General features: G+C 60.4%; 26 protein-coding genes and 3 pseudogenes. 17 read left to right on the top strand and 12 right to left on the bottom strand.

Annotation, left to right across the window (positions count from 1 at the left end; all coding sequences use genetic code 11):
• Positions 1 to 102 precede the first annotated feature (102 nt).
• From KBI52_RS08865 to KBI52_RS08835, 7 genes are all read right to left on the bottom strand, one after another.
• Positions 103 to 1005, bottom strand: a complete 903-nt coding sequence (locus KBI52_RS08865) for a hypothetical protein (protein ID WP_210806830.1) — start codon at positions 1003 to 1005, stop codon at positions 103 to 105.
• Between the two features lie 75 nt (positions 1006 to 1080).
• On the bottom strand, positions 1081 to 1977 hold the full coding sequence (locus KBI52_RS08860) for a branched-chain amino acid ABC transporter permease (protein ID WP_210806828.1): 897 nt from the start codon (positions 1975 to 1977) through the stop codon (positions 1081 to 1083).
• A complete protein-coding gene (locus KBI52_RS08855) occupies positions 1970 to 2743 on the bottom strand; it encodes an ABC transporter ATP-binding protein (protein ID WP_210806826.1) in 774 nt (257 codons plus the stop codon). The genes KBI52_RS08860 and KBI52_RS08855 overlap by 8 nt, the downstream gene beginning before the upstream one ends.
• Positions 2744 to 2745: 2 nt before the next feature.
• Positions 2746 to 3738 (bottom strand): branched-chain amino acid ABC transporter permease, encoded by a 993-nt coding sequence (locus tag KBI52_RS08850; protein ID WP_210806824.1) that lies wholly within the window; start codon positions 3736 to 3738, stop codon positions 2746 to 2748.
• Positions 3710 to 4444 (bottom strand): ABC transporter ATP-binding protein, encoded by a 735-nt coding sequence (locus KBI52_RS08845; protein ID WP_262266466.1) that lies wholly within the window; start codon positions 4442 to 4444, stop codon positions 3710 to 3712. The genes KBI52_RS08850 and KBI52_RS08845 overlap by 29 nt, the downstream gene beginning before the upstream one ends.
• The gene (locus tag KBI52_RS08840; RefSeq protein ID WP_210806821.1) at positions 4441 to 5574 is read right to left on the bottom strand and encodes an ABC transporter substrate-binding protein; all 1134 of its coding nucleotides are present in this window, start codon (positions 5572 to 5574) and stop codon (positions 4441 to 4443) included. Before KBI52_RS08840 ends, KBI52_RS08845 begins: the two co-directional genes overlap by 4 nt.
• A gap of 58 nt (positions 5575 to 5632) precedes the next feature.
• Positions 5633 to 6445: an IclR family transcriptional regulator gene (locus KBI52_RS08835; RefSeq protein WP_210806819.1), complete on the bottom strand. Its 813-nt coding sequence runs from the start codon at positions 6443 to 6445 to the stop codon at positions 5633 to 5635.
• Between the two features lie 159 nt (positions 6446 to 6604).
• Between KBI52_RS08835 and KBI52_RS08830 the strand changes: the two genes are divergently transcribed.
• The 6 genes and pseudogenes from KBI52_RS08830 to KBI52_RS34030 form a co-directional block, all read left to right on the top strand.
• Positions 6605 to 7393 carry an HpcH/HpaI aldolase/citrate lyase family protein gene (locus tag KBI52_RS08830; protein ID WP_210806817.1) on the top strand — a complete coding sequence of 263 codons (789 nt, stop codon included), beginning with the start codon at positions 6605 to 6607 and terminating at the stop codon, positions 7391 to 7393.
• A gap of 36 nt (positions 7394 to 7429) precedes the next feature.
• Complete coding sequence (locus KBI52_RS08825) at positions 7430 to 8374, top strand: DUF6282 family protein (protein WP_210806815.1); 945 nt, start codon at positions 7430 to 7432, stop codon at positions 8372 to 8374.
• A 101-nt stretch (positions 8375 to 8475) separates the two neighbouring features.
• Positions 8476 to 9408 (top strand): 3-keto-5-aminohexanoate cleavage protein, encoded by a 933-nt coding sequence (locus KBI52_RS08820; protein WP_210806813.1) that lies wholly within the window; start codon positions 8476 to 8478, stop codon positions 9406 to 9408.
• A gap of 53 nt (positions 9409 to 9461) precedes the next feature.
• Positions 9462 to 10172 carry an NAD(P)H-dependent oxidoreductase gene (locus KBI52_RS08815; protein WP_210806811.1) on the top strand — a complete coding sequence of 237 codons (711 nt, stop codon included), beginning with the start codon at positions 9462 to 9464 and terminating at the stop codon, positions 10170 to 10172.
• A gap of 201 nt (positions 10173 to 10373) precedes the next feature.
• The gene (locus KBI52_RS08810) at positions 10374 to 11123 is read left to right on the top strand and encodes an SDR family NAD(P)-dependent oxidoreductase (protein WP_210806809.1); all 750 of its coding nucleotides are present in this window, start codon (positions 10374 to 10376) and stop codon (positions 11121 to 11123) included.
• Between the two features lie 333 nt (positions 11124 to 11456).
• Positions 11457 to 11606: pseudogene (locus KBI52_RS34030) on the top strand (DDE-type integrase/transposase/recombinase); the annotation flags it as partial.
• Positions 11607 to 12296: 690 nt separating this feature from the next.
• Here KBI52_RS34030 and KBI52_RS08800 read toward each other — a convergent pair.
• Positions 12297 to 13289: pseudogene (locus tag KBI52_RS08800) on the bottom strand (IS481 family transposase).
• A 141-nt stretch (positions 13290 to 13430) separates the two neighbouring features.
• Between KBI52_RS08800 and KBI52_RS08795 the strand changes: the two are divergent.
• From KBI52_RS08795 to hutG, 7 genes and pseudogenes are all read left to right on the top strand, one after another.
• On the top strand, positions 13431 to 13661 hold the full coding sequence (locus tag KBI52_RS08795) for an isocitrate/isopropylmalate family dehydrogenase (protein ID WP_210806807.1): 231 nt from the start codon (positions 13431 to 13433) through the stop codon (positions 13659 to 13661).
• 446 nt (positions 13662 to 14107) lie between these two features.
• Positions 14108 to 14245, top strand: a pseudogene (locus KBI52_RS34025) (helix-turn-helix domain-containing protein); the annotation flags it as partial.
• A 57-nt stretch (positions 14246 to 14302) separates the two neighbouring features.
• Positions 14303 to 14836: an IclR family transcriptional regulator gene (locus tag KBI52_RS08790; RefSeq protein WP_247654283.1), complete on the top strand. Its 534-nt coding sequence runs from the start codon at positions 14303 to 14305 to the stop codon at positions 14834 to 14836.
• A 24-nt stretch (positions 14837 to 14860) separates the two neighbouring features.
• Positions 14861 to 15604, top strand: a complete 744-nt coding sequence (locus tag KBI52_RS08785; RefSeq protein ID WP_210806803.1) for a glutamine ABC transporter substrate-binding protein — start codon at positions 14861 to 14863, stop codon at positions 15602 to 15604.
• 29 nt (positions 15605 to 15633) lie between these two features.
• The gene (locus tag KBI52_RS08780; protein ID WP_114948035.1) at positions 15634 to 16302 is read left to right on the top strand and encodes an amino acid ABC transporter permease; all 669 of its coding nucleotides are present in this window, start codon (positions 15634 to 15636) and stop codon (positions 16300 to 16302) included.
• A complete protein-coding gene (locus KBI52_RS08775) occupies positions 16299 to 17066 on the top strand; it encodes an amino acid ABC transporter ATP-binding protein (RefSeq protein ID WP_210806801.1) in 768 nt (255 codons plus the stop codon). Before KBI52_RS08780 ends, KBI52_RS08775 begins: the two co-directional genes overlap by 4 nt.
• A 36-nt stretch (positions 17067 to 17102) precedes the next feature.
• Positions 17103 to 18041, top strand: coding sequence for a formimidoylglutamase (gene hutG / locus KBI52_RS08770; protein WP_371823144.1), 939 nt, complete (start codon positions 17103 to 17105; stop codon positions 18039 to 18041).
• Here the strand turns inward: hutG and KBI52_RS34020 are convergent.
• Complete coding sequence (locus KBI52_RS34020) at positions 18038 to 18412, bottom strand: hypothetical protein (protein WP_371823143.1); 375 nt, start codon at positions 18410 to 18412, stop codon at positions 18038 to 18040. The two genes, hutG and KBI52_RS34020, sit on opposite strands and share 4 nt — an antisense overlap.
• Before the next feature lie 275 nt (positions 18413 to 18687).
• Here KBI52_RS34020 and KBI52_RS08760 point away from each other — a divergent pair, with 275 nt between their 5' ends.
• The gene (locus KBI52_RS08760) at positions 18688 to 19098 is read left to right on the top strand and encodes a hypothetical protein (RefSeq protein ID WP_210806797.1); all 411 of its coding nucleotides are present in this window, start codon (positions 18688 to 18690) and stop codon (positions 19096 to 19098) included.
• Between the two features lie 678 nt (positions 19099 to 19776).
• On the opposite strand, the gene KBI52_RS08755 is transcribed toward KBI52_RS08760, so the two are convergent.
• From KBI52_RS08755 to KBI52_RS08745, 3 genes are all read right to left on the bottom strand, one after another.
• Entirely contained in the window at positions 19777 to 20523 is a 747-nt protein-coding gene (locus KBI52_RS08755) for a response regulator transcription factor (RefSeq protein ID WP_210806795.1), read from the bottom strand.
• A gap of 951 nt (positions 20524 to 21474) precedes the next feature.
• Positions 21475 to 21750 (bottom strand): hypothetical protein, encoded by a 276-nt coding sequence (locus KBI52_RS08750; protein WP_210806793.1) that lies wholly within the window; start codon positions 21748 to 21750, stop codon positions 21475 to 21477.
• 71 nt (positions 21751 to 21821) lie between these two features.
• Positions 21822 to 22100 carry a hypothetical protein gene (locus tag KBI52_RS08745; protein WP_210806791.1) on the bottom strand — a complete coding sequence of 93 codons (279 nt, stop codon included), beginning with the start codon at positions 22098 to 22100 and terminating at the stop codon, positions 21822 to 21824.
• A gap of 214 nt (positions 22101 to 22314) precedes the next feature.
• Here KBI52_RS08745 and KBI52_RS08740 point away from each other — a divergent pair, with 214 nt between their 5' ends.
• The 3 genes from KBI52_RS08740 (at position 22315) to KBI52_RS08730 (ending at position 23675) form a co-directional block, all read left to right on the top strand.
• Positions 22315 to 22527 carry a hypothetical protein gene (locus KBI52_RS08740; protein WP_210806789.1) on the top strand — a complete coding sequence of 71 codons (213 nt, stop codon included), beginning with the start codon at positions 22315 to 22317 and terminating at the stop codon, positions 22525 to 22527.
• A gap of 329 nt (positions 22528 to 22856) precedes the next feature.
• A complete protein-coding gene (locus KBI52_RS08735; RefSeq protein WP_210806787.1) occupies positions 22857 to 22997 on the top strand; it encodes a hypothetical protein in 141 nt (46 codons plus the stop codon).
• Between the two features lie 285 nt (positions 22998 to 23282).
• Positions 23283 to 23675, top strand: a complete 393-nt coding sequence (locus tag KBI52_RS08730; protein ID WP_210806785.1) for a transposase — start codon at positions 23283 to 23285, stop codon at positions 23673 to 23675.
• The last annotated feature ends 140 nt before the right edge of the window (positions 23676 to 23815 follow it).

Here is a 23815-nt window from a genome sequence, read left to right as displayed (position 1 = left end):
GCCCCGCTAGGCCCAAGCATCATCAATAAGCACATTGCCAAACGGGCGCCATCCAGACATGACAATGCCAGGGCAGCCTAGTCCGGCCACCCTGCAGACAGATCATGGCATCGGGTAATCATCGGCATTCAGGACCCATCCGGGCTTCAGGGAAAAATCCATGCGCGGGGGCGAGAAAATATCGACGAGCTGATTGATGCCCGGGTCCATGCCGCGGGTGGTATGGATCGCTGGCGGAGGAATGACGGCCACGGACGGCGTGCCGCAGAACTCGTGCTCGTCCTGGCGCCACATCTTCATGTTGGGAGTCCAGGGCCATCTCATGTGGTGAATGAACGAACCCTGCATGGCCAGAGAGTATTGCTCGAACTCGTCATGGTAGTGAGGCGAGAGCTTGGTGATGTCCCGTGGCCCGATCTGAGGCGCGAGATAGTTCACCATGAAGGTGGTGCAGCGCCAGATCCGACCGAAGCGTCCGGGCTCCTCGGGTACGTCGAGGCTGTAGGTTCTGATGCGATAGCCGTCCGACGGCACGGGCCAAGGTTGGAACTCAGGCATGTTCTCATGCCTTGTCTCATGGGCCGAGGCGTTTGGGCACTTCGCCGCGAGATCCTGCGATTGCGTGGTGAAGAGGCGGACCACGCGCCCCTTTTCATGGATGGCGAGGGTGCTGTCGCCCGGCGGGATGAAGGTAACCGAGTAGCCGTCGACGGTCTTGGTTTCCCCGCCCGCCGTGATCGTTGCCGTGATGCTGGGATCCGGCAGGATCAGCACCCATTCGTCCAATTGATCCTTCCGGTCGAAGCGAGCACCTGCCTCCACCTCCGAATAGGCCACGATGCCGTTCTGACCGCGGACCAGCCAGGTTCGTCCCCAGGAGCCGCTCTCTTGCGGCTGCGTCTCATAGAAACGGCTGTAATCGGCTGGCGAGTACTCGGTCCAGACCGGACCGGCCGCAGCAGGCACGCTCGCGAGTGCGGCGCGTGGATCGGATTTGTCGTACATGGTTCACATCTCCATGGGAAAACCTGCGCGGGCCGACACCATTGCGGCCTGCGACATCATGATGTCGGCATCGGATCAAGCCGCTTTCCTGAGACTTTTCAGGCCTGCGAAGATCCCGCTCGGGAAGAAGAGCAGCACCACCAGCAGGGTCGACAGCGCGGCCACGTTCTTCAAGCCTGCACCGAACAGCACGATGGCGATGGCCTGCAGCACGCCGAGCAGGATGCCGCCCGCAAGCGCGCCCGCAGCACTGCCGAAGCCCCCGATAATGGCGGCGATGAAGCCGCTCACGCCGAAGGGCGTGCCCACATTGAAGGCGGTCACCTGGGTTGGCGTGACCAGGATGCCCGCCACGGCTCCAAGGGCAGCGCTCAAGGCGAACGAAACGAGCAGCATGCGTGATACCGGGATGCCAAGGAGAGCTGCGGCTTCGCGGTTTTGGGAACAGGCCCGCAGGGCGCGCCCAGTCCGGGTGCGGGTGAAGAACAGCCAAAGCAGCGTCACCATCAGAGCGCCGCCGCCCAGGATCCAGAACAGCTGGTATCCGACTGCCACGTCACCGAGCTTCAACGGCCCCCCAGAGGTGAACTCATCATAGCTGCGCGGCTGGTCGCCGAGGGTCAGGATGGTAATGCGCTCGATCATGATCTGCGTCGCGAGCGTCGCCAGCACGATGGCGAACAGGGCCGCGCCCCGGTTCCACATGGGACGCACGACGAGGATCTCAATCAGAATGCCGATGCCGGCCGTGATCGGGATCGCCAGCAATGCGGCCAGGTAGATCGGCAGGCCGAGGCGTGTCAGCAGGGCGTGGCAGATCATGCCGCCCAGCATCACGAAAACGCCCTGGGCGAAGTTCACGATGCCGCTGGCGTTGTAGATGACGCAAAAGCCGATGCCGATGAGGCCGTAGATCAGGCCGACGCCGACGCCGTTGACGAGACTTTGAATGATTTGGGTGGCATCAGACATTGGCGTACTCCGTTCCACCAAGATAGGCGGCGATCACATCGGGGTGGGACCGGATCTCGTCCGGAGTGCCTTCGGCGATCTTCCGGCCGAAGTCGAGAACGACTATGCGCTGGGCGACTTTCATGATGAGGCCCATATCGTGCTCGATCAGCACGACCGTAATGCCACGGGCATGCACAGCGCGGATCACTTCGGCGAGCGCTTCGGTCTCTTGAACGTTGAGACCTGCGGCCGGCTCGTCGAGGAGCATCAGGCGCGGCTTGGCGGCCAACGCCCGGGCGACTTCGAGAAGCCGCTGCTGGCCGTAAGGCAGCTGATCGGCAGGAACGTCATGCCGGTCGCCCAGGCCCACGAAGGCGAGGATGTTGCGCGTTTCCTGCGCGATCTCGCGCTCCTGCTCGCGCATCCACCTCGGATGAAACAAGGCTGAACCGATGCCGCCCTTGGTCACCCGGTGGAAACCGACCTGCACGTTCTCGGCGACCGTGAGATCCTTGAAGAGCTGCACGAGCTGATAGGTTCGGATGAGACCGCGTCCCGCCACTTCATCCTGAGGGAGGCTGCTGATCTGCTGCCCGTCGAAGTGGATGGAGCCGGAGGTCGGTGAGAAGGTACCGGAAACCATGTTGAACAGCGTGGTCTTTCCGGCGCCGTTCGGACCGATCACTGCGAACAGCGTGCCTTCCGGGACCTCGATGCTGATCGAGTCGTTGGCGACCAGACCGCCGAAGCGCTTAGTGACATTGCGGATGGAAAGAAGAGACATGCCTACTTCCTCCCCCATCCCGTACGATCTTGCACGAGAGCGGCCAAGCCTGTCAGGCCTTTGGGCAGAAAGATGAGGATGGCGATCAGGATGGCGCAGTAGAAGACGTCCTGAAGCTCTTTCAGGCCGCGCAGGGCCTCGGGGAGCAGAGAAACGATCACGGCGCCGATCACCGGCCCCCAGGCGCTTCCGATGCCGCCGAGATAAAGCATCGTAAAGCTCAACACGACCATGTTCGTGCCGAACACCTCAGGGCTGATGAAGCCCACGAAATGGGCGAACAGCGATCCCGCCACCGAAGCATAAAGAGCCGCGACCACGAAGGCCGCGAGCTTGTAGCGCGATACCTTGATCCCGAGAGCGCTTGCCGCCTGCTCGCTGCCCGCGATGGCCCTCAGAGCCCGGCCGAAACGGGAATGACGCAGGCGGCTGGAGATCCACACGCCCAGGAGCAGAATAGCCGCGAGAGCAATGAGCTGCGTCTTCTCGGTCGTGAGCTCATAACCGAAGATGCCGATGGGCGGAATGCCCGAATAGCCCATGTAGCCCTGCGTCAGGCTCGTCCATTCCACGGCGATTTCGTACACGATCAGGCCGAGGGCGAAGGTCGCCATGGCGAGATAATGCCCGCGCAGGCGCAGGGTGGGATAGCCCACCACCAGCGCCACGACGCCGGATAGGATCATCGCCAGGAAGAGAGCGACGATGGGTTCGAAACCATACGTTGCCGTGAGAATGGCGGAGGAGTATCCGCCCAAGGCCGCGAAGGCGTTCTGACCGAAGGATGCCTGGCCCGTATAGCCCATGAAGAAGTTCAGGCCGGTCACGAAGATCCCGTAAATGGCCGCGAAGCCGAAAACCGTGACGAGATAGCCGCTGAACCCGAATGCGATGAGGATAGCAGCGACCGCGACGATGACGGGCATCGCCAGGCCGAAGCTGCCGCGAATGCGCGGAGGCGCTTGCTCAGTGGAGGTAATAGCGGGCGAGGTCATGGTGCGATTGAATCTCGTGAGCTGGAAGTTCCGCAACGATCTCACCGAGCGAGATCACGTAGACGCGCTTAGCCAGTTTGAGCGCGAGAGGCGCTTTCTGCTCGACAAGCAGAATGCCGAGCCCGCGCCGGTTGAGCTCACCGAGAGTTTCGATGATCTCGGCGGCGACGCGGGGCGCAAGGCCGAGCGATGGCTCGTCGAGCATGAGGAGCTTCGGGTCGGCCATCAGGGCCCGCCCGATGGCGAGCATCTGCTGCTCGCCGCCGGAAAGGGAGGACGCCACCTGATTGGTTCTCTCCCGCAGGCGCGGGAAAAGCCCGAACACCGTATCCAGACGCTGCTCCGCGTCACGCGCGGATCCGGTCAGGGTGTAGCCGCCCAAGATCAAGTTCTCCATGACGGACATCTGCCCGAAGAGACCTCGCCCTTCCTGCACCATGATGATGCCGAGGCGAGCCAGGGCATGAGTAGGCAGGGCGCTGATGTCCTGACCCTTGAAAAGAACCTGTCCCTTGGATGCAGTCAGCTTGGTGAGAGCCCGGAGCAGGGTGGATTTCCCTGCTCCGTTGGGCCCGAGGATCGTGACGAGCTCGCCCTCTTTGACGTGAAGATTGGTAGGTTTGAGTGCGTGAACACGGCCATAGTGAGCGGAGATGTCACGCACATCGAGCAGAGCCCGATCCGGCGCCATGGCGAGACCGCTCACCTGGCCGCCAGCTTCTTGTCGCGGACGACACCGATGCGGAAGGGATTCTCGGTGATGCCGTTATGCTGCTCGGGCGAGAAGTTGAACGACGCGAATGCCCCCTGGAAGCCGGAGATCTTCTCAAAGGCGTCGCGGATCGCGGTGCCGTCCGTGGACTTGGCCGTCTCGACCGCTTTCGCGATGAGCATCATCGAATCCCAGGCACGGCCCGCGGCGTTGGCGTCGCGGTTGCCGTGCTTCTCGCGCCAGATCTTGAGGAAGTCTTCCGTCGCCTGACGGGCAGGACCTTCGGGAATGGATTCCGGAATCTGCACGCCGGGCGCGACGAACATGAAGCGATCACCCAGAATTTCGCCGGCCTGCGTGAAGGTCTCACCGTCGTCCAGGCTTGCCATCAGAAGCATCTTGTCGAGGCCGAGCTGCTTGATGTTCTTGGCCACCGTGACGGTCGATCCGCCCTGCCCCATCTTGATGATCGCACCAGCGCCTGCGCCGTTGATCTTGCCGATCTGAACGCTGAGATCCGCATCGTTGGTGTTGTAGGTCTCGACGGCGACCACCTCGAGGCCGAAGTCTTTCGCCATCTTCACGCCGAGGTCCTTCGTAAGAAGAGCGTAAGGCGTGGGATCGTGCAGGATGCCGACCTTGCGGATTTCGGTCTTGTCCTTGAGGTACTGATAGCGCGATTCCACCTCGAACCGGGGCGGCGGCAGCACGCTGAAGGCCCACTTCTGCTCTTCGGGTCGGTTGGGCAGGATCGAGCACAGCACCATGGGGACCTTGGCCCGGACCACGGAGCCCGCTGCCGCGGAATTGCCTGCGGAGACGCAGCCACTGTCGAAGACTTGCACCTCGTCGTTGGACATCATCTTGCGATATCCGACCACCGCCTCCTGGGGCTCCGAGCGATTGTCCTCGACGACCACTTCGACCTTCTTGCCGAGAAGTCCCCCTTTGGCGTTGAGCATCTCGGCGGCCAGCAGAAGGCTGTCGCGCCACGCGCGGTCATTCACCGCTGCATAGCCCGTCAGTCCTACGGACGAGCCGATCTTGAACGTATCTTGCGCCGACGCTGTCAATGGCAGGGCCGAGAGCAGGAGTGAGGCCGTCAAAAGGCCGAGACGGTTCATAGGTGTTTCCTCTCTGTTTCGTTGTTCAGAACAACGTTCTATTTTCTCTACGATGCCGTTACGACTTGGGCATGTCAACCGGCAGAATATCGCCTTCGACGAAACCAAGGGCCGCTGAGATCTTTCGTCCCGCCTCGACGATGCGTTCCGTCTGTTCACGGGTCGGCTCCTCCTCGATGAACTGAATGGAGTCGACGATGCTGACAGTGCCGATGAGCACCCCGCCTGCGCTGAAGATGGGAGCCGCCAAGGCGTTGAGCCCGATGACCACTTCGTTGGCCGCGACCGCCCACCCCTGCCGCCGCACCTTCTCGATTTCCTTGCGCAGGACGGCGTGACTGACGATGGTCTTGGGCGTCAGAAGCTCGAGGCGCGACCGAAACACAGATGCGCGCAGGCTCTCGTCCCCGAAAGCAAGAGCGACCTTGCCTTGAGCCGAGCCATGGAATGAAAGCAAGGATCCACGTTTCACGCCGATCTCAATCGGCGATTTTCCCGGTAGGGTCGCCAATACGCGAACCCCCTCAGGCTCCACCTGGGATACGACCGAGAAATTTCCGAGCGTATCCCGCAATTCGCGGAGGGTGCTTGCCGCCACGCTCGTGAGGTCGAATGTGTCCCCGGCCAAGCGGCCAAGCGCTGCGAGCCTTGCTCCTACCTGATAACGCTCCGTATCGGAGGATTGCAGGATATAGCCCTCCTGCGTCAGGGTCCTCAAATGGCGGTAGATCCGGCTCTTCGTAGTTCCGAGAGCCTGGGCAAGGGCGGTGACGCCCATGGGTCTTCCCTCCTCCGCCAACCGCTCCAGGATCCGCAATGTCAGGACGACGGCTTGAACCCCGTCGCCCGCCTCACCCACAATTCGTGGCATCGTCTTATTCCCAAGAAGTTCTACGTGATCCGCCCACGCTGTCACGAAAGGCGGCAGGCTCAACAGATCGGCCGACGCTTGACTGACAAGCCCAACGGTGCGAACGTTTATCGAAACCACGTTCTGCCTAACGAAACACCATAGGGAGACGCCGCCCCCATGTCAACGCCACAGGATCGCCCTGCCGCCGCTGCCTTCCGGCGGCGTCTCTCGTCGGGCGAACGCCTCATCGGCACCTTCGTGAAAACCCCGACCACTCACACCACCGAAATCCTCGGCGATCTCGGTTTTGACTTTGTGGTCATCGACGAGGAGCACGCACCGTTCGATCGTGTCACCATCGACATGCTGCTCCTTGCCGCTCGCGCCAGCGGCACGGCTGGAATCGTCCGGGTCGCGGAACCTACCCCCTCGCGTCTTCTTTCCGTTCTCGATGATGGGGCCGCCGGTGTGCTTGTTCCCCACGTGTCGTCGGTCCAGAAGGCCCAGGAGATCGCAGCCGCATGCCGGTATCGCGGGGGCAAACGGGGCTTCTCCAATTCACCCCGTGCCGGCCGCTACGGCGGCAGGGGCATCTGGCAGCATGTGGACGCGGCCGATGCCGAGGTAACGGTGATCGCCATGATCGAGGATCCGGAAGCCCTCGACGACATCGAGGCGATCGCTTCTGTCGATGGGATTCACGGGCTCTTCATCGGGCGCGGGGATCTGACGGTAGCCCTCGGCGCACCAGCGATGGATTCCCTCGAGATTCTCGATGTAGTCAGGCGCATCTGCGCTGCCGGCAGGAAGGCGGGAAAGCCCATCTGCATGATGGCGGCCAATGCGGCGGAAGCCGCCACGTTCGCGGAATATGGAGCCACGAGCTTCATCATCTCATCTGATCAAGGCTTGATGCGCCAGGCTGCCAGCCAAGTTCTGGCCGAGTTCGCCGCCACCAAGGCTTGAACCGAAGCAGTCCATAATAAGTAGAGGATTTTCATCATGGATTCGGCAACAGCTCAGAAGACGGTTGAACAAAGGATCGACGACCTGCTCGTTGGAGCCATTGACCCGCACGTTCATAGCGGGCCTTCCATCGCCGCCCGCAGCGTCGATCATCTCGAACTCGCGCGCGATGCTTCGGCTGCGGGCTTTGCCGCGATCGTCACGAAGGATCACGACTATTCCGGCGTAATGACGGCAGCGCTGATCAGCAAACATTATCCGGAACTCACCACCAAGGTCTATTCCGGCATCGCGCTCAACAACGTGGTGGGCGGCCTCAATGCCTATGCCGTCGAGCACACGGCCGCCATGGGCGGCAAGATCGTCTGGCTGCCGACGCTTGCGGCGGAAAACCACTTCGAGTGGGAAAAGACCTCAGGCTGGGTGCACCCGGCATCGACACAGAAAATCCGTCCGGCACGCGCCATTCCCGTGTTGGACGCGAACAAAGCCGTGCGCGACGACGTGAAGGAAATCCTCGATGTGATTGCCAAGACCGACCTCGCACTCGCAAGCGGCCATGTCCATGCCAGAGAAACCTGGATCATCTTCGAGGAAGCGAAGAAGCGGGGCGTAAAGCGCATGATCTTCACCCATCCCGAGGATATCGTCGGCGCGTCACTCGAGGATGTGCGCGGCATTGCCGCTATGGGTGCTGCCGTCGAGCACTCTCTCTGCATGTTCTTGGAAGGCAACAAGTTCCAGACAAGCGCGCCGGAAGATCTGAAGAAGCATATCGATGCGGCGGGCGTCGACAGCACGATTCTGTGCTCCGATCTCGGCCAGATCGGCAACATCCATCCCATTGAGGGCATTCGCCGGGGAATCAAGCTTTGCATGGAACTTGGATATTCCGACGGCGACATCCGCAAGATGGTGTCACTCAACGCGGCACGCACGCTGGGCCTTGAAGCCAGCCTTCCCGCATCCGTCAGTCGCTGAGGGTCGCAGCACACCCTTGCTCAGCGAAGGCAACTGCTACCTCTGCCAAGATGATAAAAGCGGCCAGTCGGCATTTGCTCGGGAAGAAAGACACCTATCTCATGGCAAAGCCCCGCAAGGTTATCATCACCTGTGCCGTCACCGGCTCCATCCATACCCCATCCATGTCGCCGCACCTTCCGGTGACGGCGGAGGAGATTGCGGAAGCGGCCATCGGCGCAGCCGAGGCTGGCGCAGCCATCGTTCATCTCCATGCTCGAGATCCGATGACCGGAAAGCCGGATCAGTCCCCGGAAGGATTCGAGCCTTTTCTGAAGGTCATCAAGCAGCGCTCGAACTGTGTCATTAACATTACCACGGGCGGCGCGCCGACTATGAGCGTGGAGGAGCGGCTTCGTCCGGCTGCCACGTTCAAGCCGGAGGTTGCCTCCCTCAATATGGGCTCCATGAATTTCGGCCTCTACCCGATGCTAAACCGCTTCAAGGAGTTCAAGCATGATTGGGAGCGCCCCTACCTCGAAGACTCCAAGGACCGGATCTTCAAAAATACCTTTCTCGATATCGAACATATCCTGACTACTGGTTCCGATAACGGCACGCGCTTCGAGGTGGAATGCTATGATATTGGTCATCTCTATACCCTCGCGCACTTTGTGGACCGGGGATTGGTGAAGCCGCCCTTCTTCGTGCAAAGCGTCTTCGGCATCCTCGGGGGCATCGGCGCCCATCCTGAGGATGTGATGCACATGAAGCGCACGGCGGACCGATTGTTCGGAGATGCCTATCGTTGGTCAGTCCTGGCTGCCGGACGCAACCAGATGCCGCTCATCACCATGGCCGCCACCATAGGCGGCAATGTTCGCGTGGGACTGGAGGATTCCCTCTGGGCTGGACCAGGCCAACTCGCAGAATCCAATGCTCAGCAGGTTCGTATGGCCCGTACCATCATTGAGGGCTTGGGCCTCGAGATCGCGACACCCGATGAGGTGCGCGACATTCTCGAATTGAAGGGTGGCGACCGCGTTGCCTTTTAGGATACCGGCCGCCCTCACTCGCAGCACCCTGGCGCTGCAGAAAGCCCGATGCCATGCATGCTCTGATCGTCTATGCCCATCCCGAGCCCGCCTCCTTCACGGGAGCCTTGAAGGACAGAGCCGTTGAGGCGCTCATTCGCGCGGGCCACACGGTAGAAGTGTCGGATCTTTATGCTGAACGCTTTGATCCCGTGGCCGGTCGGCACGACTTCACGTCCGTGGTCAATCCAGAGCGGTTTCATTATCAGTCCGAACAGGAGCACGCGGCACGCAATGGCACTTTCGCGCCGGAGATCCGGCGTGAACAGGAGCGCGTGAGCATGGCCGACCTGCTGGTGCTGCAGTTTCCTCTATGGTGGGGCGGCACACCCGCCATTCTGAAAGGGTGGATCGACCGGGTACTCGCCTACGGCTTCGCCTACGTAGATGGCACCCGCTTCGATACTGGCCTCTTCAAAGGCCGTCGGGCCTTGTTCTCGGTGACCACTGGGGGCACACCGCAACGTTTCACGAAAGAGGGCGTGTACGGCGAGATCGGAACCGTCCTCTACCCGGTCGAACGATTGCTGCTGCAATATATGGGCTTCGAGGTTCTGCCGCCGTTCGTCGCTTATGCGGCTCCGCGTGTCAGCGATGGCGAGCGTCAGGCCTATCTTGACAACTGGGAAGCCACGGTCCTCAAGGCCGCGGCCATTCCAGTGAGTCACGAAAAGGTCAATTTTTCGGCCGCTGTTGGATCCGGAGCTTGGGGGACGCAGAGATAGAGCCGGAGATCAGGCAGCGCTCAGATCGTCGCCTTTTCTAAACTGCCAAGATTGATGCAACAGAGCCCTCTGAGCTGTCTATCGGTGCTTGAGCGGTGAGACTTAACTTTCGGCTTTACGCTTGCGGCGCTTAGAATGTTGCTCGATCGAATATGATCCCACGAGAGGTCGAGTTCATCGTTTTCGACAGGAACCTCGTTCATGAATGCATCGTCTTCTCTAAGCTCGAAGGCCGCGCTGGTGGTGGGTGGATCACGCGGCATCGGCGCTGCTGTTGCTCGGAGGCTTGCCTCCATGGGAGCGCAGGTTGCCGTAACTTACAAAACTCGTCGGGACGCGGCGGATGACGTCGTAGCCGAAATTACGAAAGCTGGAGGAAAAGCTGCCGCGTTCGAAGCTGACGTTGCACAGAGCTCTGCGATAGATAGCCTCTTACGGGCCGTCTCCACTCAATTCGGCGGCATTGATATTCTGGTCAACAGTGCGGGCATCGCTCCTTACCGACCGCTTGGCTCGATGGATGCGGCTTTCGTTCGGGAGATCATGGACGCCAATGTGGTTGGGACGGTTCTGCTGACGCAGGCGGTCGTTCCCTTCATGACTTCGCCGGGGGGTCGCATCGTGCACTTCTCGTCACGTCTTGCTACCAGCCCGATCCCGACCAGTTCGGTCTACGCTGCATCAAAAGCGGCGGTATCGGCCTTGGTCCATGCCTTCAGCAAAGAGCTCGGACCAAAAGGTATCACAATTAACGCGGTGGCGCCCGGCGTCATCGAAACCGATATGACCGCAGCGATCATTCAGGAGCGGGGTGAGGCTATCCGCTCCACAACCCCTCTGGGACGAATCGGACTACCAGACGATATCTCGGGCATCGTCGCCTTCCTAGCCGCTCCAGATTCAGGCTGGATCACCGGTCGCACGATCCTGGCTGATGGGGGCCTCAGCTGAGGCTCTGGCGCGACTGCTCTCAGCAAGGCCGATGCCTTCGAGCACAACTGCGAGCGCAACGACATGGTAATCGCTGAAGAGCTCATCCAGATTGAGAGTCGAGAGGACGGCGCAAAAACTCGGAACGAGGTTACGGAATCAGTTTCCGCGATCTTGCCGAAATGATCCAGGAGCGCGGCGTGGAGGCCAACCAGAGCGCGATCTTTCGCTGTGTTCAGCAGTATCCCCTTGAGATCGTGAAGAGGGTGCACCAGCATCAAGGGGTATCGATCCGGTTCGTGGCGCGTGGATGAGACCTCTGTGCGCGTCGGCGGCCGCTGAAAATATCTCTCCCGCGCGGTCGACAAGCACGGGCAACTGAACGACTTCATGTTGGCAGACTGCCGGAAGACCCGAGCGGTTTATCGCTTCCCGCGCAAGGCATCAGACACGATGAGCGACCACCCGCCTACATCCCTCACGACCGACAAGCTTGCTTCTTAACCGAAACTGATCTGGCTCCTGCAGAACGAAGGGCTGCTGCCGAAAGAGGTCGTACATCGGACATCGAAAATACCTAAACAGCATCATGGCGCGCACAAGTGCGCGATCCGGCCGAAACCCGGCTTCCGAGGATGAAAACTGCTTCTGTGACCCCTATGGACTTTGACGTCATGCGGATGGTCCGTCGGGACCACTGCATTCTGTCGCAGCTAGGACCGACAGGTGGGGTCCGTTTCGTTGAGCAGTTGTCCGGTATTACAGCCAGAACCACCTGTTCGCCTGCGTTCACAGTGTCATATCCAAGCTACTGCAACAATGCCGAAATTCGTGGGCTCGGATCTACTCGTTGGCAAGGAGATAGGTGAAGCAAATACCGATCACTGCCAAAAGCGAAAATATCAGTCGAAGTTTCTCATCCGCTTGAGGATGTCCCCTGTTCATGTCCGCACAGGCATGCGGGGCTATGTCGAACCAGGCCACATTTACATTATAGGCCCACCGAGAAAATAGCCGTGCCCGGTCTTCGAGGGATTCATGACTATTATCTCGACTGTTCATGTCAGTATCTCTCAGCCACTACTGGCACATGGTTACGGTCACAATATAGCTCTACAAGACTGTAGGCTATACTTCGGTCGAAGTAATCTAGCGCGATCCGCCTCTACATTGGCGTCGCTCTTTAGTCGAATATTAGATGTTCAGTCCCGGCATTTGATGGACCGGATCAAGTTTGAAGCGTTTGGGTTCCTTGAGCCAGGTTTTGCAGATGAACTCGTAGGGTGTGAGGCCCTTCAGAGTCTTGAGCCTTCGAGCGAAGTTGTAGGCGTTCACGAAGTCAGCCAGATGCTGCCGGAGTTGGTCATGGCTGTCGTAGTAATAGCGCTTGACCGTCGCGTCTTTGAGGGTGCGGTTCATCCGCTCAACCTGCCCATTGGTCCAGGGATGTCTCGGCTTGGTCAGGCGATGGTCCACATCGTTCTGGGCACACGCATACTCAAACGCATGGGCCCGGAAGAGCTCGCCGCGTTTCATCGCTTTCTTAATCAGCGGGACTGCAGAAGCCGTGTTACTGGGCGTGGTGAAGTGAATGCCATGGTCGGTCAGCACCGTGTGCACCTTGTACGGCACGGCCGTGATCAGCGCGCGCAGGAAGTCGCCGGCGATCCCGGTCGTCACCTTCTCGTGCAGCTCCACGAAGGCAAACTTGCTGGTGCGATCAATCGCGACCAGCAGATAGAGCCTTCCCTCCTCAGTGCGCACTTCAGCGATGTCGATATGGAAATAGCCGATGGGGTAGGCCTTGAACCTCTTCTTGGCGGGCTTGTCGCCGGTCACCTCGGGCAGGCGGCTGATGCCATGCCGCTGCAGGCAACGATGGAGCGATGAGCGCGTCAGGTGCGGGATTGTGGCTTGCAGGGCGTAGAGACAGTCATCCAGCGGCAGCAGGGTATGCCGGCGGAAGGCGACGACGATCGCCTCTTCCTGGACCGAGAGCACCGTGGAATGCGGTGCTCTCGGCCCCGTCGGGCGATCTGCGGTGGTGTCCCGCTTCCTTTATTTGGCGACGGTCTTGGGGTTGATGCCATGGCGCTCGGCCAGGGCCCTCAAGCTCGCTTGACTATTTTGTATTGCTCGACGGATCGCCTCTGTCGTCGTGGCGCTCCCATGGAGAACTTGGCCCATAGCGCGTCCCTCCATCCTGAGGATAATATCGCACCATCAAACCCCGGGATCAAACATCTAGCTGTGGGACTGCGAGCAATCCCATTGCTCAATGCAAGCTATTAGAGGCTGGTGAGCAATTTTACTGCTTGATCTAAGTAGTTGGTTCAACATTGGTTTGGAGCTGAGCCAGCCCATGGCTCTGCGTCGGACATCGCCGGCAGAGGGGTCGCCAGCTCGGTCGGACAAATTTGGGCAGGGGCTATGATGCTCGAGCATCTGGGTCATCCTGATGCGGAATTGGCCATCGCTAAGGCCATCGAGCGGGGACTCTCAGATGAGAGCCTGAGGACGGCTGATTTTGAGGAAGCGCTAACACTGTCACGTGCGTAAGTGCCTAGCAGATGAGATTTCCACGCGAGTTGATTAGCGCCCAGCTTTCTTCCAAGGCGCGAAGTTTCAACATCATGAGTGTCGAGTTCCCCTAGCAGCGCAAATCCGGAATGCCTGCATTGGGTCACGCACTGCCGATCCCCTGACCTCCAGGAACCTCCGGTGTTCCTCGCGAGAGCAGACTTTGGGTCTACTTCCGAGAGGTGCCAACAAGCGACATTTCGATGTGTTCCCACTCCTCGATCATGAGCGATCACAACGGCGGCCTACCGCGATGCCGCACGGTCTTCGTTGAAGAGGGATATCGTTGGCATTGCGACGTCCCTATTAAAACCTGTAGGCGATCCAGGTAACTGCTGAGTTGCCGCCATACTACGAACTGACAGGCTTGTTTTTCTCAAGATTTGATAATAGTAATCCCGTTTAGTGAGAATTTGAGGAACCGGATGTCGGGTGCGGAACGGGTTTTGGATGTGCTAGCAACGGTTGCGACCGCGAAGGAGCCTTTGTCCGCAAAGCGGGTTAGTGAACTTGCCGGCATTCCGCTGTCGAGTGCCTACCGGCATCTCACCTCTCTCAAAGAGAGCGGCTTCATCGTCGACCTCGGGCGCGATATTGGATACGGCCCGGGCCCGGTCTGCATGCGGATCGCGCAGAATTTTGATCGGACTTCGCATGTTCTGGCCTTGGCATTGCCCGAGATGCAGCGCCTGTCCCTGCGCACGCAGGAGAGCGTCGGCCTGATGAAGGCGCTGGGCACAGACGTCTATTGCGTCGAGATGATCGAGAGTCCGCTGTCCCTGCGGTGTTCGTACAGCAAAGGACGCTCGCAGCCCCTAAGCCGCGGCGCTTCGGCGAAGGCTTTGCTGGCCTTCTTGCCTCAATCAGTGCAGGACGAAGTCTGCGACCGGCTTCTCGGCGGGAACCCTGACGAACGCTCGGCCCTCCTCCGCGAGTTGAAGGCGATCCGCGCGAACGGCTATGCGGAGAGTGAAGGCGAGGTCGATCCCGGCGTCTGGGGCGCAAGCGCGCCGATTTTTTCGCCGGGCGAACGCCTCGAAGGCAGCATCAGCCTCATGATCCCGAGCACGCGCGTCGCCAATCGGCGCGATGAACTCGTGCAACAAACCATCGAGGCGGCGAAAGCCATCTCGCTGTGTCTCCACCAAGTCTAAACGTCAACAACAGAGGGGTACCACATGACGTTACTTCGTAAGCTCGCTCTCGGCCTAGTCGGAGCACTGGCCTGTGTGAGCGTCGCGCAGGCTCAGACACCTGACACGCTGCGCGTCGCGACCGATGCGACCTTTATGCCGTTCGAGTTCCAAAAGGACGGCAAGCTGACGGGCTTCGACATCGAACTCGTTGAGGCCCTGGCCGAGAAGATGGGCAAGAAGGTCGAATGGACCTCTATCGACTTCAAGGGCCTTATTCCCGGCATGCTCGCCAAGCGCTTCGACATGGCTGTGTCGGCCATTTACATCACCGATGAACGGAAAAAAGTCGTCGACTTCACAGACTCTTACTATCCGGGCGGTCTCGTGATGCTCGTTAAGAAGGACAACACCACGATCAAGGGGCCCGAGGATCTCGAGGGCAAGAAGGTGTCGGTCCAGGTCGGCACCAAGTCAGTCGCCTACCTGCAGGAGAGGTTCCCGAAGGTGGAGCGCGTCGAAGTCGAGAAGAACCAGGAGATGTTCAGCCTCGTCGAGATCGGTCGCGTCGATGCCGCCGTGACCGGCAAGCCCGCCGCGAAGCTCTTCGCGCAGAGCCGTCCGGGCGTGAAGGTGATCGACAAGCAGCTCACGGTCGAGGAGTACGGCATGGCCGTCCGCAAGGACCTGCCCGAACTGACGAAGGAGCTGAACGGCGCTCTCGCCAAGGTCAAGGCCGACGGCAGTTATGACAAGCTCGTCCAGAAATGGTTCGAGGCCGGCAATTGATCCCCTAATCACTAGCGAGTGTGTCCCGGATGACTTTAGATTTCACTCCCGTCTGGCAGGGCTGGCCCCAGCTGGTTCACGGCGCCGTCGTCACCATTGAGATAACGGCTGCGTCGCTCCTGCTCGGCTGCGTACTCGGCCTTCTCATCGGCATCGCGCGGCTCGATCCGAGCAAGAGGCTGGTCTATGGCCTTGCGACAGGCTACGTCACCTTCATCCGGGGCACGCCACTTCTGGTACAGCTGTTCCTGCTGTTCTTCGGCCTGCCGCAGTTCAACATCCTGTTGCCCGCCTTCGTCTGCGGTGTGCTGGGCCTCGGCATCTATTCGGGCGCCTATGTGTCGGAGATCGTCCGCGGTGCCATCCAGTCGATCGACCGCGGCCAGATGGAGGCCGCGCGCTCTCTCGGCATGTCCTACCGCGAAGCGATGCGCATCATTATCCTACCGCAGGCGGTGGTTCGCATGATCCCGCCGCTCGGCAACGAGTTCATCGCGCTCATCAAAAACTCCGCGCTCGTCTCGCTTTTGACCATCGCTGACCTCATGCACGAGGGGCAGAAGATCATTTCGGTCTCATACCGCTCCCTCGAGGTCTATTTGGCCATCGCTTTCGTCTACCTGATCCTCACCAGCCTGACTGGCCTTCTGCTGCGCCATATGGAAACGCGCCTTCGCGCCGGGGGAGTCGTGCAATGAGCACTACCGCAAATCCTATCGTGGCGGTGCGCGGCATCGGAAAGAGCTTCGGCTCACACCGAGTCCTGAATGATGTCGCCCTGTCAGTTCAGCCGTCGCAGGTCGTCGTCATCATCGGTCCATCCGGCTCGGGCAAGAGTACACTCCTGCGCTGCTGCAATGCGCTCGAGGTGCCCGAGGAAGGGTCGATTACGATCTGCGGAACGGATCTGGTCAAGAACGGCCAGCTCATCCCCGATCGCGAGCTCAATGCCCTGCGCATGCAGGTCGGAATGGTATTCCAGTCCTTCAATCTGTTTCCGCACTTGACGGTCCTGGAGAATGTCACTGTCGGACCTCGTCAGCTGCGCAAAATTTCGAAGGCCCAGGCCGACGCGCAGGCGCATGAACTTCTCGCCAAGGTCGGTCTTGCCCAAAAGGCAGCCGCCTATCCGTCAACGCTCTCAGGCGGCCAGAAGCAACGGGTGGCGATCGCCCGTGCACTCGCCATGCAGCCGCGTGTCATGCTGTTCGACGAGCCGACCTCGGCTCTGGATCCCGAACTCGTGGGCGAGGTCCTGCAGGTGATGAAGGCGCTCGCGCGGGAGGGCATGACGATGATCGTGGTGACACACGAGATGGGCTTCGCCCGCGAGGTCGCCGACGTGGTCATGGTCATGGATGCCGGGCAAATCATCGAGGCCGGTCCGCCCGAGCAGGTTTTCAGCTCCCCGCAGAACCCGCGCACGGGTTCGTTCCTGCAGGCTGTCATCACGCGGAACTGATATCTCATGACATTCAAAGAATCTGCGGCGGCCCGAGTGGGTCTGCCGAGTGACCAGGGCGAGGTCGGGTCGGTCTTCCGCGTCGAGGATGTCATACGCCCGCTCACTTCCGACGTCCGGGGTGGATCCGCTCTCATCGGCTTTGCTAGCGACGAAGGCGTGCGCCGCAACTTCGGCCGTGTCGGAGCGGCCCAAGGGCCTGCCGCCATCCGTCGCATGCTGGAACGGCTGCCGGTGCATCATCCCGTCGAGATCTTTGAGGCAGGAGATGTCGCTTGCACGGATGGAGACCTTTCAAGTGCACAGGAGCGTCTCGCCGACGCTGTTGCCACGCTGCTCGACCGCGATATGCGCCCCGTTGTTCTCGGCGGTGGGCACGAGGTCGCCTATGGCAGCTTTCTCGGCCTGGCGAAACATCTGAGCGACCGGCTTGCCACGACAAGGATCCTTGTGATCAATCTCGATGCGCATCTCGACCTGCGTCTCGCGCCCGTTCCTAACTCGGGCACACCGTTCCGCCAGATCGCCGAGTTCTGCTCGGCGCATGGCACCGCGTTCAATTATCTCTGTTTCGGCATCAGCGAGCTTTCCAACACCACGGCGCTATTTGATCGGGCCCGCCAGCTTGGTGTCGAGTACCGGCTCGACGAAGAGATGCGGCAAAGCGAAAGCCCAGACCTTCGTGCAGGGCTGGCGCAGAGATTGATCGCAGCGGACAAAGTCTACCTGTCGATCGATCTTGATGTGCTGCCCGCGGCAGTTGCCCCTGGAGTATCGGCTCCAGCGGCGAGAGGCGTGGCGCTTGAGATCATCGAGGACCTAATCGACGACGTCATATCCTCCGGCAAGCTCGCGCTCGCCGACATTGCCGAATTGAACCCGGTCCTCGACCGGGACGACCAGACGGCGCGCGTTGCGGCCCGGCTAGCCTATCGGCTTCTTCTGGGTCACGGGCGGCGAGGCATCGTTCGCTAGGCGGAGAGCGCGACGGCTTTAAGGATCCGCAAGGAGACCATTGGGCCTTTGTAGGCAGGATCGTGCCGTGACGCTGGATGCGCTCGGATTATGAGAAGGTCGTCTCCCAGAGGCGGCCTTTTTGTTTCTCGGGCAAGGGAGGAGCCGTTCAACGTCCGATCAGGGTGTGCGCCGTGACAAGGCGGCGCTTTCCCGTGGGTGCAAGTCCCACCCGGCAAATGCTCCAGCCGGAAGCAACCGGAGCAGTCATGCCGTTGCTCATCCGGCTTGCGCCCGCGTGGCTTGCTCACCAGCCCCGGCGCGCCCTCGGCCGCAAACTGCTGGCAGATGTCCAAGACCCCGGTTGGCGACAGCCCAACCTGGGCCGCAATCGCCCGGTAGGTCAGCCCGCGCTCCCGGAGCCCAATGACTTGCCGCCGGCAGCTTGCGCATGTCCACGTGCTTCATGCTGATGAAGCTGGAGCCATCCATGACCCTTTCAAGACAATGAGGGCCGGCTCAATGACACAGCGAGTTATAGAGACGGCTTGGATGATCTTGAACTGTGCCCGAGGCTGGCTGGGCCATACGATCCTATCCACGACCGCTGGTATTTCAACTGCACCCAAGCAGGTTCAATAACAGGGAGACAGTAGTGGATGGCTCAATGAATTGGGTGGAACAGCTCATGAGGCCTGCCCCGGCGGCCGAGCGGGCGAAACTGATAGCGCAGATCCCCGAGCTGGGGGCTGACGGTTTTTCCTCTGAGGAGATCGGAGAGCGCCTCGGCCAGAACGTGTGCCGGATCATCCGCCTGGTCCGTCAGAGAGAGATCAAGCTGGCCGGCCGCGGCGGTATGCGCCGCGTGACGATACCTATGCCGGCACGGCACATGATGGTGGTGGACGTTCTTGCTCGAGAAGCTGCTGTGAACCGTGGGGTCATGCTCGCCCGGCTGGCTATCCTCTCACTGGACGGCAGCGCTGCAGGATCTCGCCGCCTGCTGGGCAAGGATGCCAAGCCCAAGCGAACGTACCGGCCGCGGAGGAGGAATGGATCTCTTGCGGGCCCCAAGTGATGAGGCATGAAACACCCCGTCTGTGGGCGGATGTGGATAAGAATCCGGGCGTTCGGCCGCTGCTCTGGGCAGTGCGCAAACGGCGTGAAAGTTCCGGTGAAAGAGGCCTATTTTTTCGTTGTGCCAGAAAGGTTTGATTCAGGATCTTAGGGCCAAAACCCGCTCCTGTTTTTTGCGTACCCAGGTGCTTTCGTGCCCTTCTCCAAACTTCACATATTCCTCACGCTTGTGGCGCTGTTCACGCTTGGCAAAGCGCCCCTTGTTACTCCACTTAGAAACCCAGACCAGCAGATGGTTCTGCGGATGTCGGTCACACAGGACCCGGACGCTTAGTGGCGTTGACACCTCCCCGCTCTGACCTAACTTCTGGTCCGCGGGTTTCCTCAAAAGCCGCACGACGCCTTGGTTGAGGTTTCAGACAGCCCTCAGCCGGGGCGTTCCTGTTTTGGCTGCGGCTTTGCTTTATGGTTCAAAGCTTGAAGCATCCGCAGGACGCCTCCACTGCCAAGGTAATGACGAGGAAGGACCGACGGCAACATTTCCCCACGGGCCGCCTCCCCGCCGACCACAACCAACCCTATGGAATCAGCTCTGCCGCTTCCACGCAACCGCTGCACGTTCTAAGGAAACAAGGCGGCATGACCGCCTCGTTTTCCGCTGCAGATGCTGCAGGCATCCTTAGGTTGCGAGGTGCCTATCCTCTTGGCTTGTTTCTGGATGGAGGAACTGCGTGGCCCACATGGCTGCCTGGGTGCGGTTCTCGGCCTTGGCTTTCCGCAGGATGGCCTTGATGTGAACCTTCACCGTCGCCTCAGCCAGGCCAAGCTCGCGTGCGATCAGCTTGTTTGAGGCACCCGTTGTGAGCAGCCGCAGGATCTGGGTCTCCCGGTCAGAGAATCTGCTTGCCTCCAAGGCGGGATTGCCGCTGATCACCATCAGCTTTGGTTTCTGAGCTGCAACTTGGCTGAGCAGGGCAAAGCCAACTGACGCCGGCAGGAAGGTTTCTCCCAGCATCACCAGCTCCAATGCCTTGAGCATGGCGTCCTGCGACATGCCCGTTGAACACAAGCCGTTCAGACCGGCCTCAATCAAGTGCCCGATTGCCTGCGGCTCCAGGTGGTCTGCCAGGAGCACCAGTCGAGCGCCCGGGCAACGCTCCTTCAGCTCACGGATGAGTTCCCCATAACCCTCCGCCGAGAGGCTCTCACAGATCAGGATGAGCGTGGGAGGATTGGCGTTCGTGTCTGACAGGTCTGGCACACCAGCAGACGGATCGCCTGCGAGACTGAACTTGGATCCTGCTAGAAGCTGGGCAATGCCGGTGCGCAGAAGGTTGTTCCGGCAGAGAAGATAGGTGGTCACATGGTGGAGGGGATTACGGGCAAGCGGAAGGATTTGCGCCTTGTAGACGACGTTTTGGTCCATAGATTTTGGCCCCTTGCGATAGTTTCTGGTCCAACACAGGCGTGAACGTCCGCTCCGGCTCGCCCATTGAGCTCGGACGAGACGTAACTGTGTAGGAGAGCTGTCCTAAGATCACACTCAACGAGGCATTAACCTTTCTGAACCAGGGCAGTTCCCGATAGCGAACGCCCTCCTAAGGGCTAATCCTTTTGGAGACGAGAGCTCTCGCAAGTGGTTTTTCGATCCTCTCCGGCTGGTTCCGTTGCAGCGACTTGGACTAGGCCTGATGACGCTCATTGTAATTCGGCCTGGAACCCAGACCCCGTCTCTTGCTCGGCCTAAACTTCTGAGTAGCTTTCGGTTTTGGGACGGGAAAAGCAGCCGTGGCATAGCGCAGGCAGCGGCTCCACGGCGTCCGAACAACGGGGCGTTGCGTCTACAACGGGCTAGACTTCGGCGACAGCCCGTGCCCCCGAGGTGGCTCTCGTATTGCAAGGGCCAGCATCATCCGGGATGACTGACAAGCCGGTGCGTCGCTGATGATCATTGCACGCAAAAGGGTCCACGTGTCTGCAGTCGCAGGACAGAACCAAGGTCTGGGAAGGTCTGCGTCGGTCAACCTCGGCCGTTAAGCGCGGCCTTGACAAGGTCCGCTCTTCACCTTTGCCCTGCCCTGCCCTCCCGCCGTAAACGCCCGTCAGGGCCATCGAAAGTCTCCTGCCCTTGCTCTTATACCGACAGAGGGCGCGAGGTCTCTGCGGTCGAGTCTCCTCTCAGGAGAGCATAAGGTTTCGTGGGGCAGGTATGAAGCGCTGGAGTGCAGTCCCATTCGATGCCAGCGTCAACGTGTTGCAAGGGTGGCTCTTGAAACAAACCCATGACTGAGAGCCCCACAATTCCTTATGCTCTCCAGGATATCAGCCATAGCTCACACCTGGGGATAGCGGTTTGCCTCCCGGATGGCTCATCCCATCAGGCTTTCATCGGCGGGATCCGCGCCAGCCAGGTAACCGAGGCGAAGGCACCGATCCAGGAGCCGAGGGCTGCGAAGGCAACGTAGACTGCCTGCTCCGTGTAGCTGATCACCGCAAAGGCAGAGAGCAGGTACCAGATGGCGCTCCAATTCGCCGCCCGGATCCGGTGCCGGGCCACCACGGCCGCGTTGAAGAAGACGTAAGCCGCATCGGTCGTGGCCGTTGCCAGCACCACGCCCGAAGCGATGAGCGGATCAATCTCAAAGATCATCATTAGTCCTCCGGCCGAGCAGGTGGACCTGGGTGCCGCGTCAGGATGAACCGGAAGCGGCTGGCCCTGATGGGTCAGCCGACAAGTGTGTCGTGGGGCTGGAGGGGACGAAGCTGGCCCCTCACCCGCCGCAGGTGGCCCTCGGTCGCCCGCATCCGATCCATGAGCCGGCTCAGCTCGGTCAGGAGGGTCTGCTCGTCTCCTGCGGCCTGTTCGGCATCCCGAGACGTTTGGGCGAACCGCTGCCGGTGGGCCGCGAGCGCGATGCGGTGGTCGAGCCCGTCACATTCAACGGCAAGCTGATGGAGGTGCGCGAGCAGCTCCCGCTCGGTCATCAGGTCGAGGCTGGGCATGTCCACGATCCTAGCGCTCGAATGAGGTGGGATGGTGACGCTTGCTCATCCCTTGGCGAGGAGATCAGCAGACGTCCTGTGCCGCCGACGACGTCGGAACGATCACAGTCGATTTGCCCCGCAAGGCGCGGTTCCATGGTTGCCAAGCCGAGACCCCTACCGATTGCGCAATACTCCCAATCCCATGAATACTGGAGGCACGGAGGAGTGAGTCATGAGGCTGCTGAAGGAAGGGCTGCTGCATTTTCTCGCCCTCGGCGGGTTGCTGTTTGCCGCCTATGCAGCCCTTCTCCCAGGTGAGGAGACCGGCACGTCATTGCCGGTCATTTGGATCACCGCTGCGGATACCGAATGGCTGAAGGAGATGTGGGCACGCCAATGGCGCCGCCCGCCGACCGATGCTGAACTCAGCGTTCTTGTCGCCTGAAGGAAGAGGTGCTAGCCCGCGAGGCCCGCGCCCTCCAACTTGAAGTCAGCGACACGGTCATCCGCCGCCGGCTTGCGCGAAAGATGGCCATTCTGCTCGATGACAGGATCCGCACCGCCTGAGGCCCAGCTGCGTGCCGTTTACGAGACGCACCCCGACCTTGTCCGCACATCAGGGCACGTGTCCAGCGATGCCAATCTCAAACGCAGAACGAAAATTGCAAACGGCAGCTTCGTGTCAGAGCTTGGCATCTGAACAGCGGGCGAGAGGTTGGAACCGTGTCTGCGAGGCGTCGTTACAACGAGACATCGAGATCCGGGAGATTAACAATGGGCAAAGGCAGTGAGAAGCATCGCAGCAATGCGAAAAAGAACAAGCTGCGCGAGAAGGCTAAGAGGTTGATCGACGAGGGAAAGAAGCTGACAGGCGAGCTTGTGAGGTATGATCCTCGCCATAAGAAGGCGACTTGATCCATTACCCTTCGTTGCCGCTTGGACCTTCGGCGCTCGGGCAACATATAATCGGGGCAGTTTCGGGGGCCAAGCCTCAGGCTGAGTGGATGATGAGATCGGCCAGCGGTAAGATCTTCGGCTGATCCGTGTTCAGGCCGAGCCGATCCCCGAGATAGGTGAAGAACGACAGCTCGAGCTTGCGGCAGGTCTTTGAGAGCCCTAGAGCACCGGACTGGAAATCCGACTCCCAGGGTTTTGGGCTGGTGCGATCTGTGATTCACTTCGTCCGACGGGAGGTGGATCATGGGTCACTGCTATTCTCTCGATCTTCGGGTGCGGGTGGCCGACTTTGTCCAGGCAGGTCATTCCTGCCGGGCGGCCGCTGAGCACTTTGATGTCAGCGAGAGCTTCGCCATCAAGCTGGTGCGGCGAACGCGGGACACCGGTTCGCCGGCGCCAGCCCGGCAAGGCCGCCCGCCGGGAGGCGGCAAGCTGGTGCCTTATGAGAGTTTCCTGATCCAGACCGTCGAGGCAAGGCCCGCCATCACCATGCCTGAACTCGCGGCCCGGCTTCTGGAGGAACATGGGGTGGTGGCAGCCCCGGCGATGCTCTCGCGTTTCCTGTGCCGGTGCGGCTTCAGTTATAAAAAAAGCCCTGATGGCGGCGGAGTGCGCACGCGCCGACGTGCGGGATGAGCGCCGCGTCTGGCATACTCACCGTCAGCCCCGCATGCGCCAACAGCCGCACCGCTTGGTGTTTTTTGATGAGACCTTGTATTTGATGGGCGTTGCGGGTCATTCCCACAGCATGAGGCCGGGATAGCTCGAATGAGACA

The sequence above is a fragment of the Microvirga sp. HBU67558 genome (assembly GCF_018069605.1).
GTDB classification, from domain to species: Bacteria; Pseudomonadota; Alphaproteobacteria; order Rhizobiales; family Beijerinckiaceae; genus Microvirga; species Microvirga terrae.
This window is presented reverse-complemented; position numbering and strand designations above follow the sequence as displayed.

Coding starts and splice junctions, on each gene's coding strand:
- KBI52_RS08745 (WP_210806791.1), bottom strand. CDS start 22,100: ATGCCCAGCCTCGACCTGATGACCGAGCGGGAGCTGCTCGCGCACCTC.
- KBI52_RS08835 (WP_210806819.1), bottom strand. CDS start 6,445: ATGCCACGAATTGTGGGTGAGGCGGGCGACGGGGTTCAAGCCGTCGTC.
- KBI52_RS08750 (WP_210806793.1), bottom strand. CDS start 21,750: ATGATGATCTTTGAGATTGATCCGCTCATCGCTTCGGGCGTGGTGCTG.
- KBI52_RS08820 (WP_210806813.1), top strand. CDS start 8,476: ATGGCAAAGCCCCGCAAGGTTATCATCACCTGTGCCGTCACCGGCTCC.
- KBI52_RS08730 (WP_210806785.1), top strand. CDS start 23,283: ATGGGTCACTGCTATTCTCTCGATCTTCGGGTGCGGGTGGCCGACTTT.
- KBI52_RS08830 (WP_210806817.1), top strand. CDS start 6,605: ATGTCAACGCCACAGGATCGCCCTGCCGCCGCTGCCTTCCGGCGGCGT.
- KBI52_RS08810 (WP_210806809.1), top strand. CDS start 10,374: ATGAATGCATCGTCTTCTCTAAGCTCGAAGGCCGCGCTGGTGGTGGGT.
- KBI52_RS08785 (WP_210806803.1), top strand. CDS start 14,861: ATGACGTTACTTCGTAAGCTCGCTCTCGGCCTAGTCGGAGCACTGGCC.
- KBI52_RS08815 (WP_210806811.1), top strand. CDS start 9,462: ATGCATGCTCTGATCGTCTATGCCCATCCCGAGCCCGCCTCCTTCACG.
- KBI52_RS08760 (WP_210806797.1), top strand. CDS start 18,688: ATGAATTGGGTGGAACAGCTCATGAGGCCTGCCCCGGCGGCCGAGCGG.
- KBI52_RS08865 (WP_210806830.1), bottom strand. CDS start 1,005: ATGTACGACAAATCCGATCCACGCGCCGCACTCGCGAGCGTGCCTGCT.
- KBI52_RS08735 (WP_210806787.1), top strand. CDS start 22,857: ATGGGCAAAGGCAGTGAGAAGCATCGCAGCAATGCGAAAAAGAACAAG.
- KBI52_RS08840 (WP_210806821.1), bottom strand. CDS start 5,574: ATGAACCGTCTCGGCCTTTTGACGGCCTCACTCCTGCTCTCGGCCCTG.
- KBI52_RS08755 (WP_210806795.1), bottom strand. CDS start 20,523: ATGGACCAAAACGTCGTCTACAAGGCGCAAATCCTTCCGCTTGCCCGT.
- KBI52_RS08860 (WP_210806828.1), bottom strand. CDS start 1,977: ATGTCTGATGCCACCCAAATCATTCAAAGTCTCGTCAACGGCGTCGGC.
- KBI52_RS08850 (WP_210806824.1), bottom strand. CDS start 3,738: ATGACCTCGCCCGCTATTACCTCCACTGAGCAAGCGCCTCCGCGCATT.
- KBI52_RS08855 (WP_210806826.1), bottom strand. CDS start 2,743: ATGTCTCTTCTTTCCATCCGCAATGTCACTAAGCGCTTCGGCGGTCTG.
- KBI52_RS08790 (WP_247654283.1), top strand. CDS start 14,303: ATGCGGATCGCGCAGAATTTTGATCGGACTTCGCATGTTCTGGCCTTG.
- KBI52_RS08780 (WP_114948035.1), top strand. CDS start 15,634: ATGACTTTAGATTTCACTCCCGTCTGGCAGGGCTGGCCCCAGCTGGTT.
- KBI52_RS08740 (WP_210806789.1), top strand. CDS start 22,315: ATGAGGCTGCTGAAGGAAGGGCTGCTGCATTTTCTCGCCCTCGGCGGG.
- KBI52_RS08825 (WP_210806815.1), top strand. CDS start 7,430: ATGGATTCGGCAACAGCTCAGAAGACGGTTGAACAAAGGATCGACGAC.
- KBI52_RS08775 (WP_210806801.1), top strand. CDS start 16,299: ATGAGCACTACCGCAAATCCTATCGTGGCGGTGCGCGGCATCGGAAAG.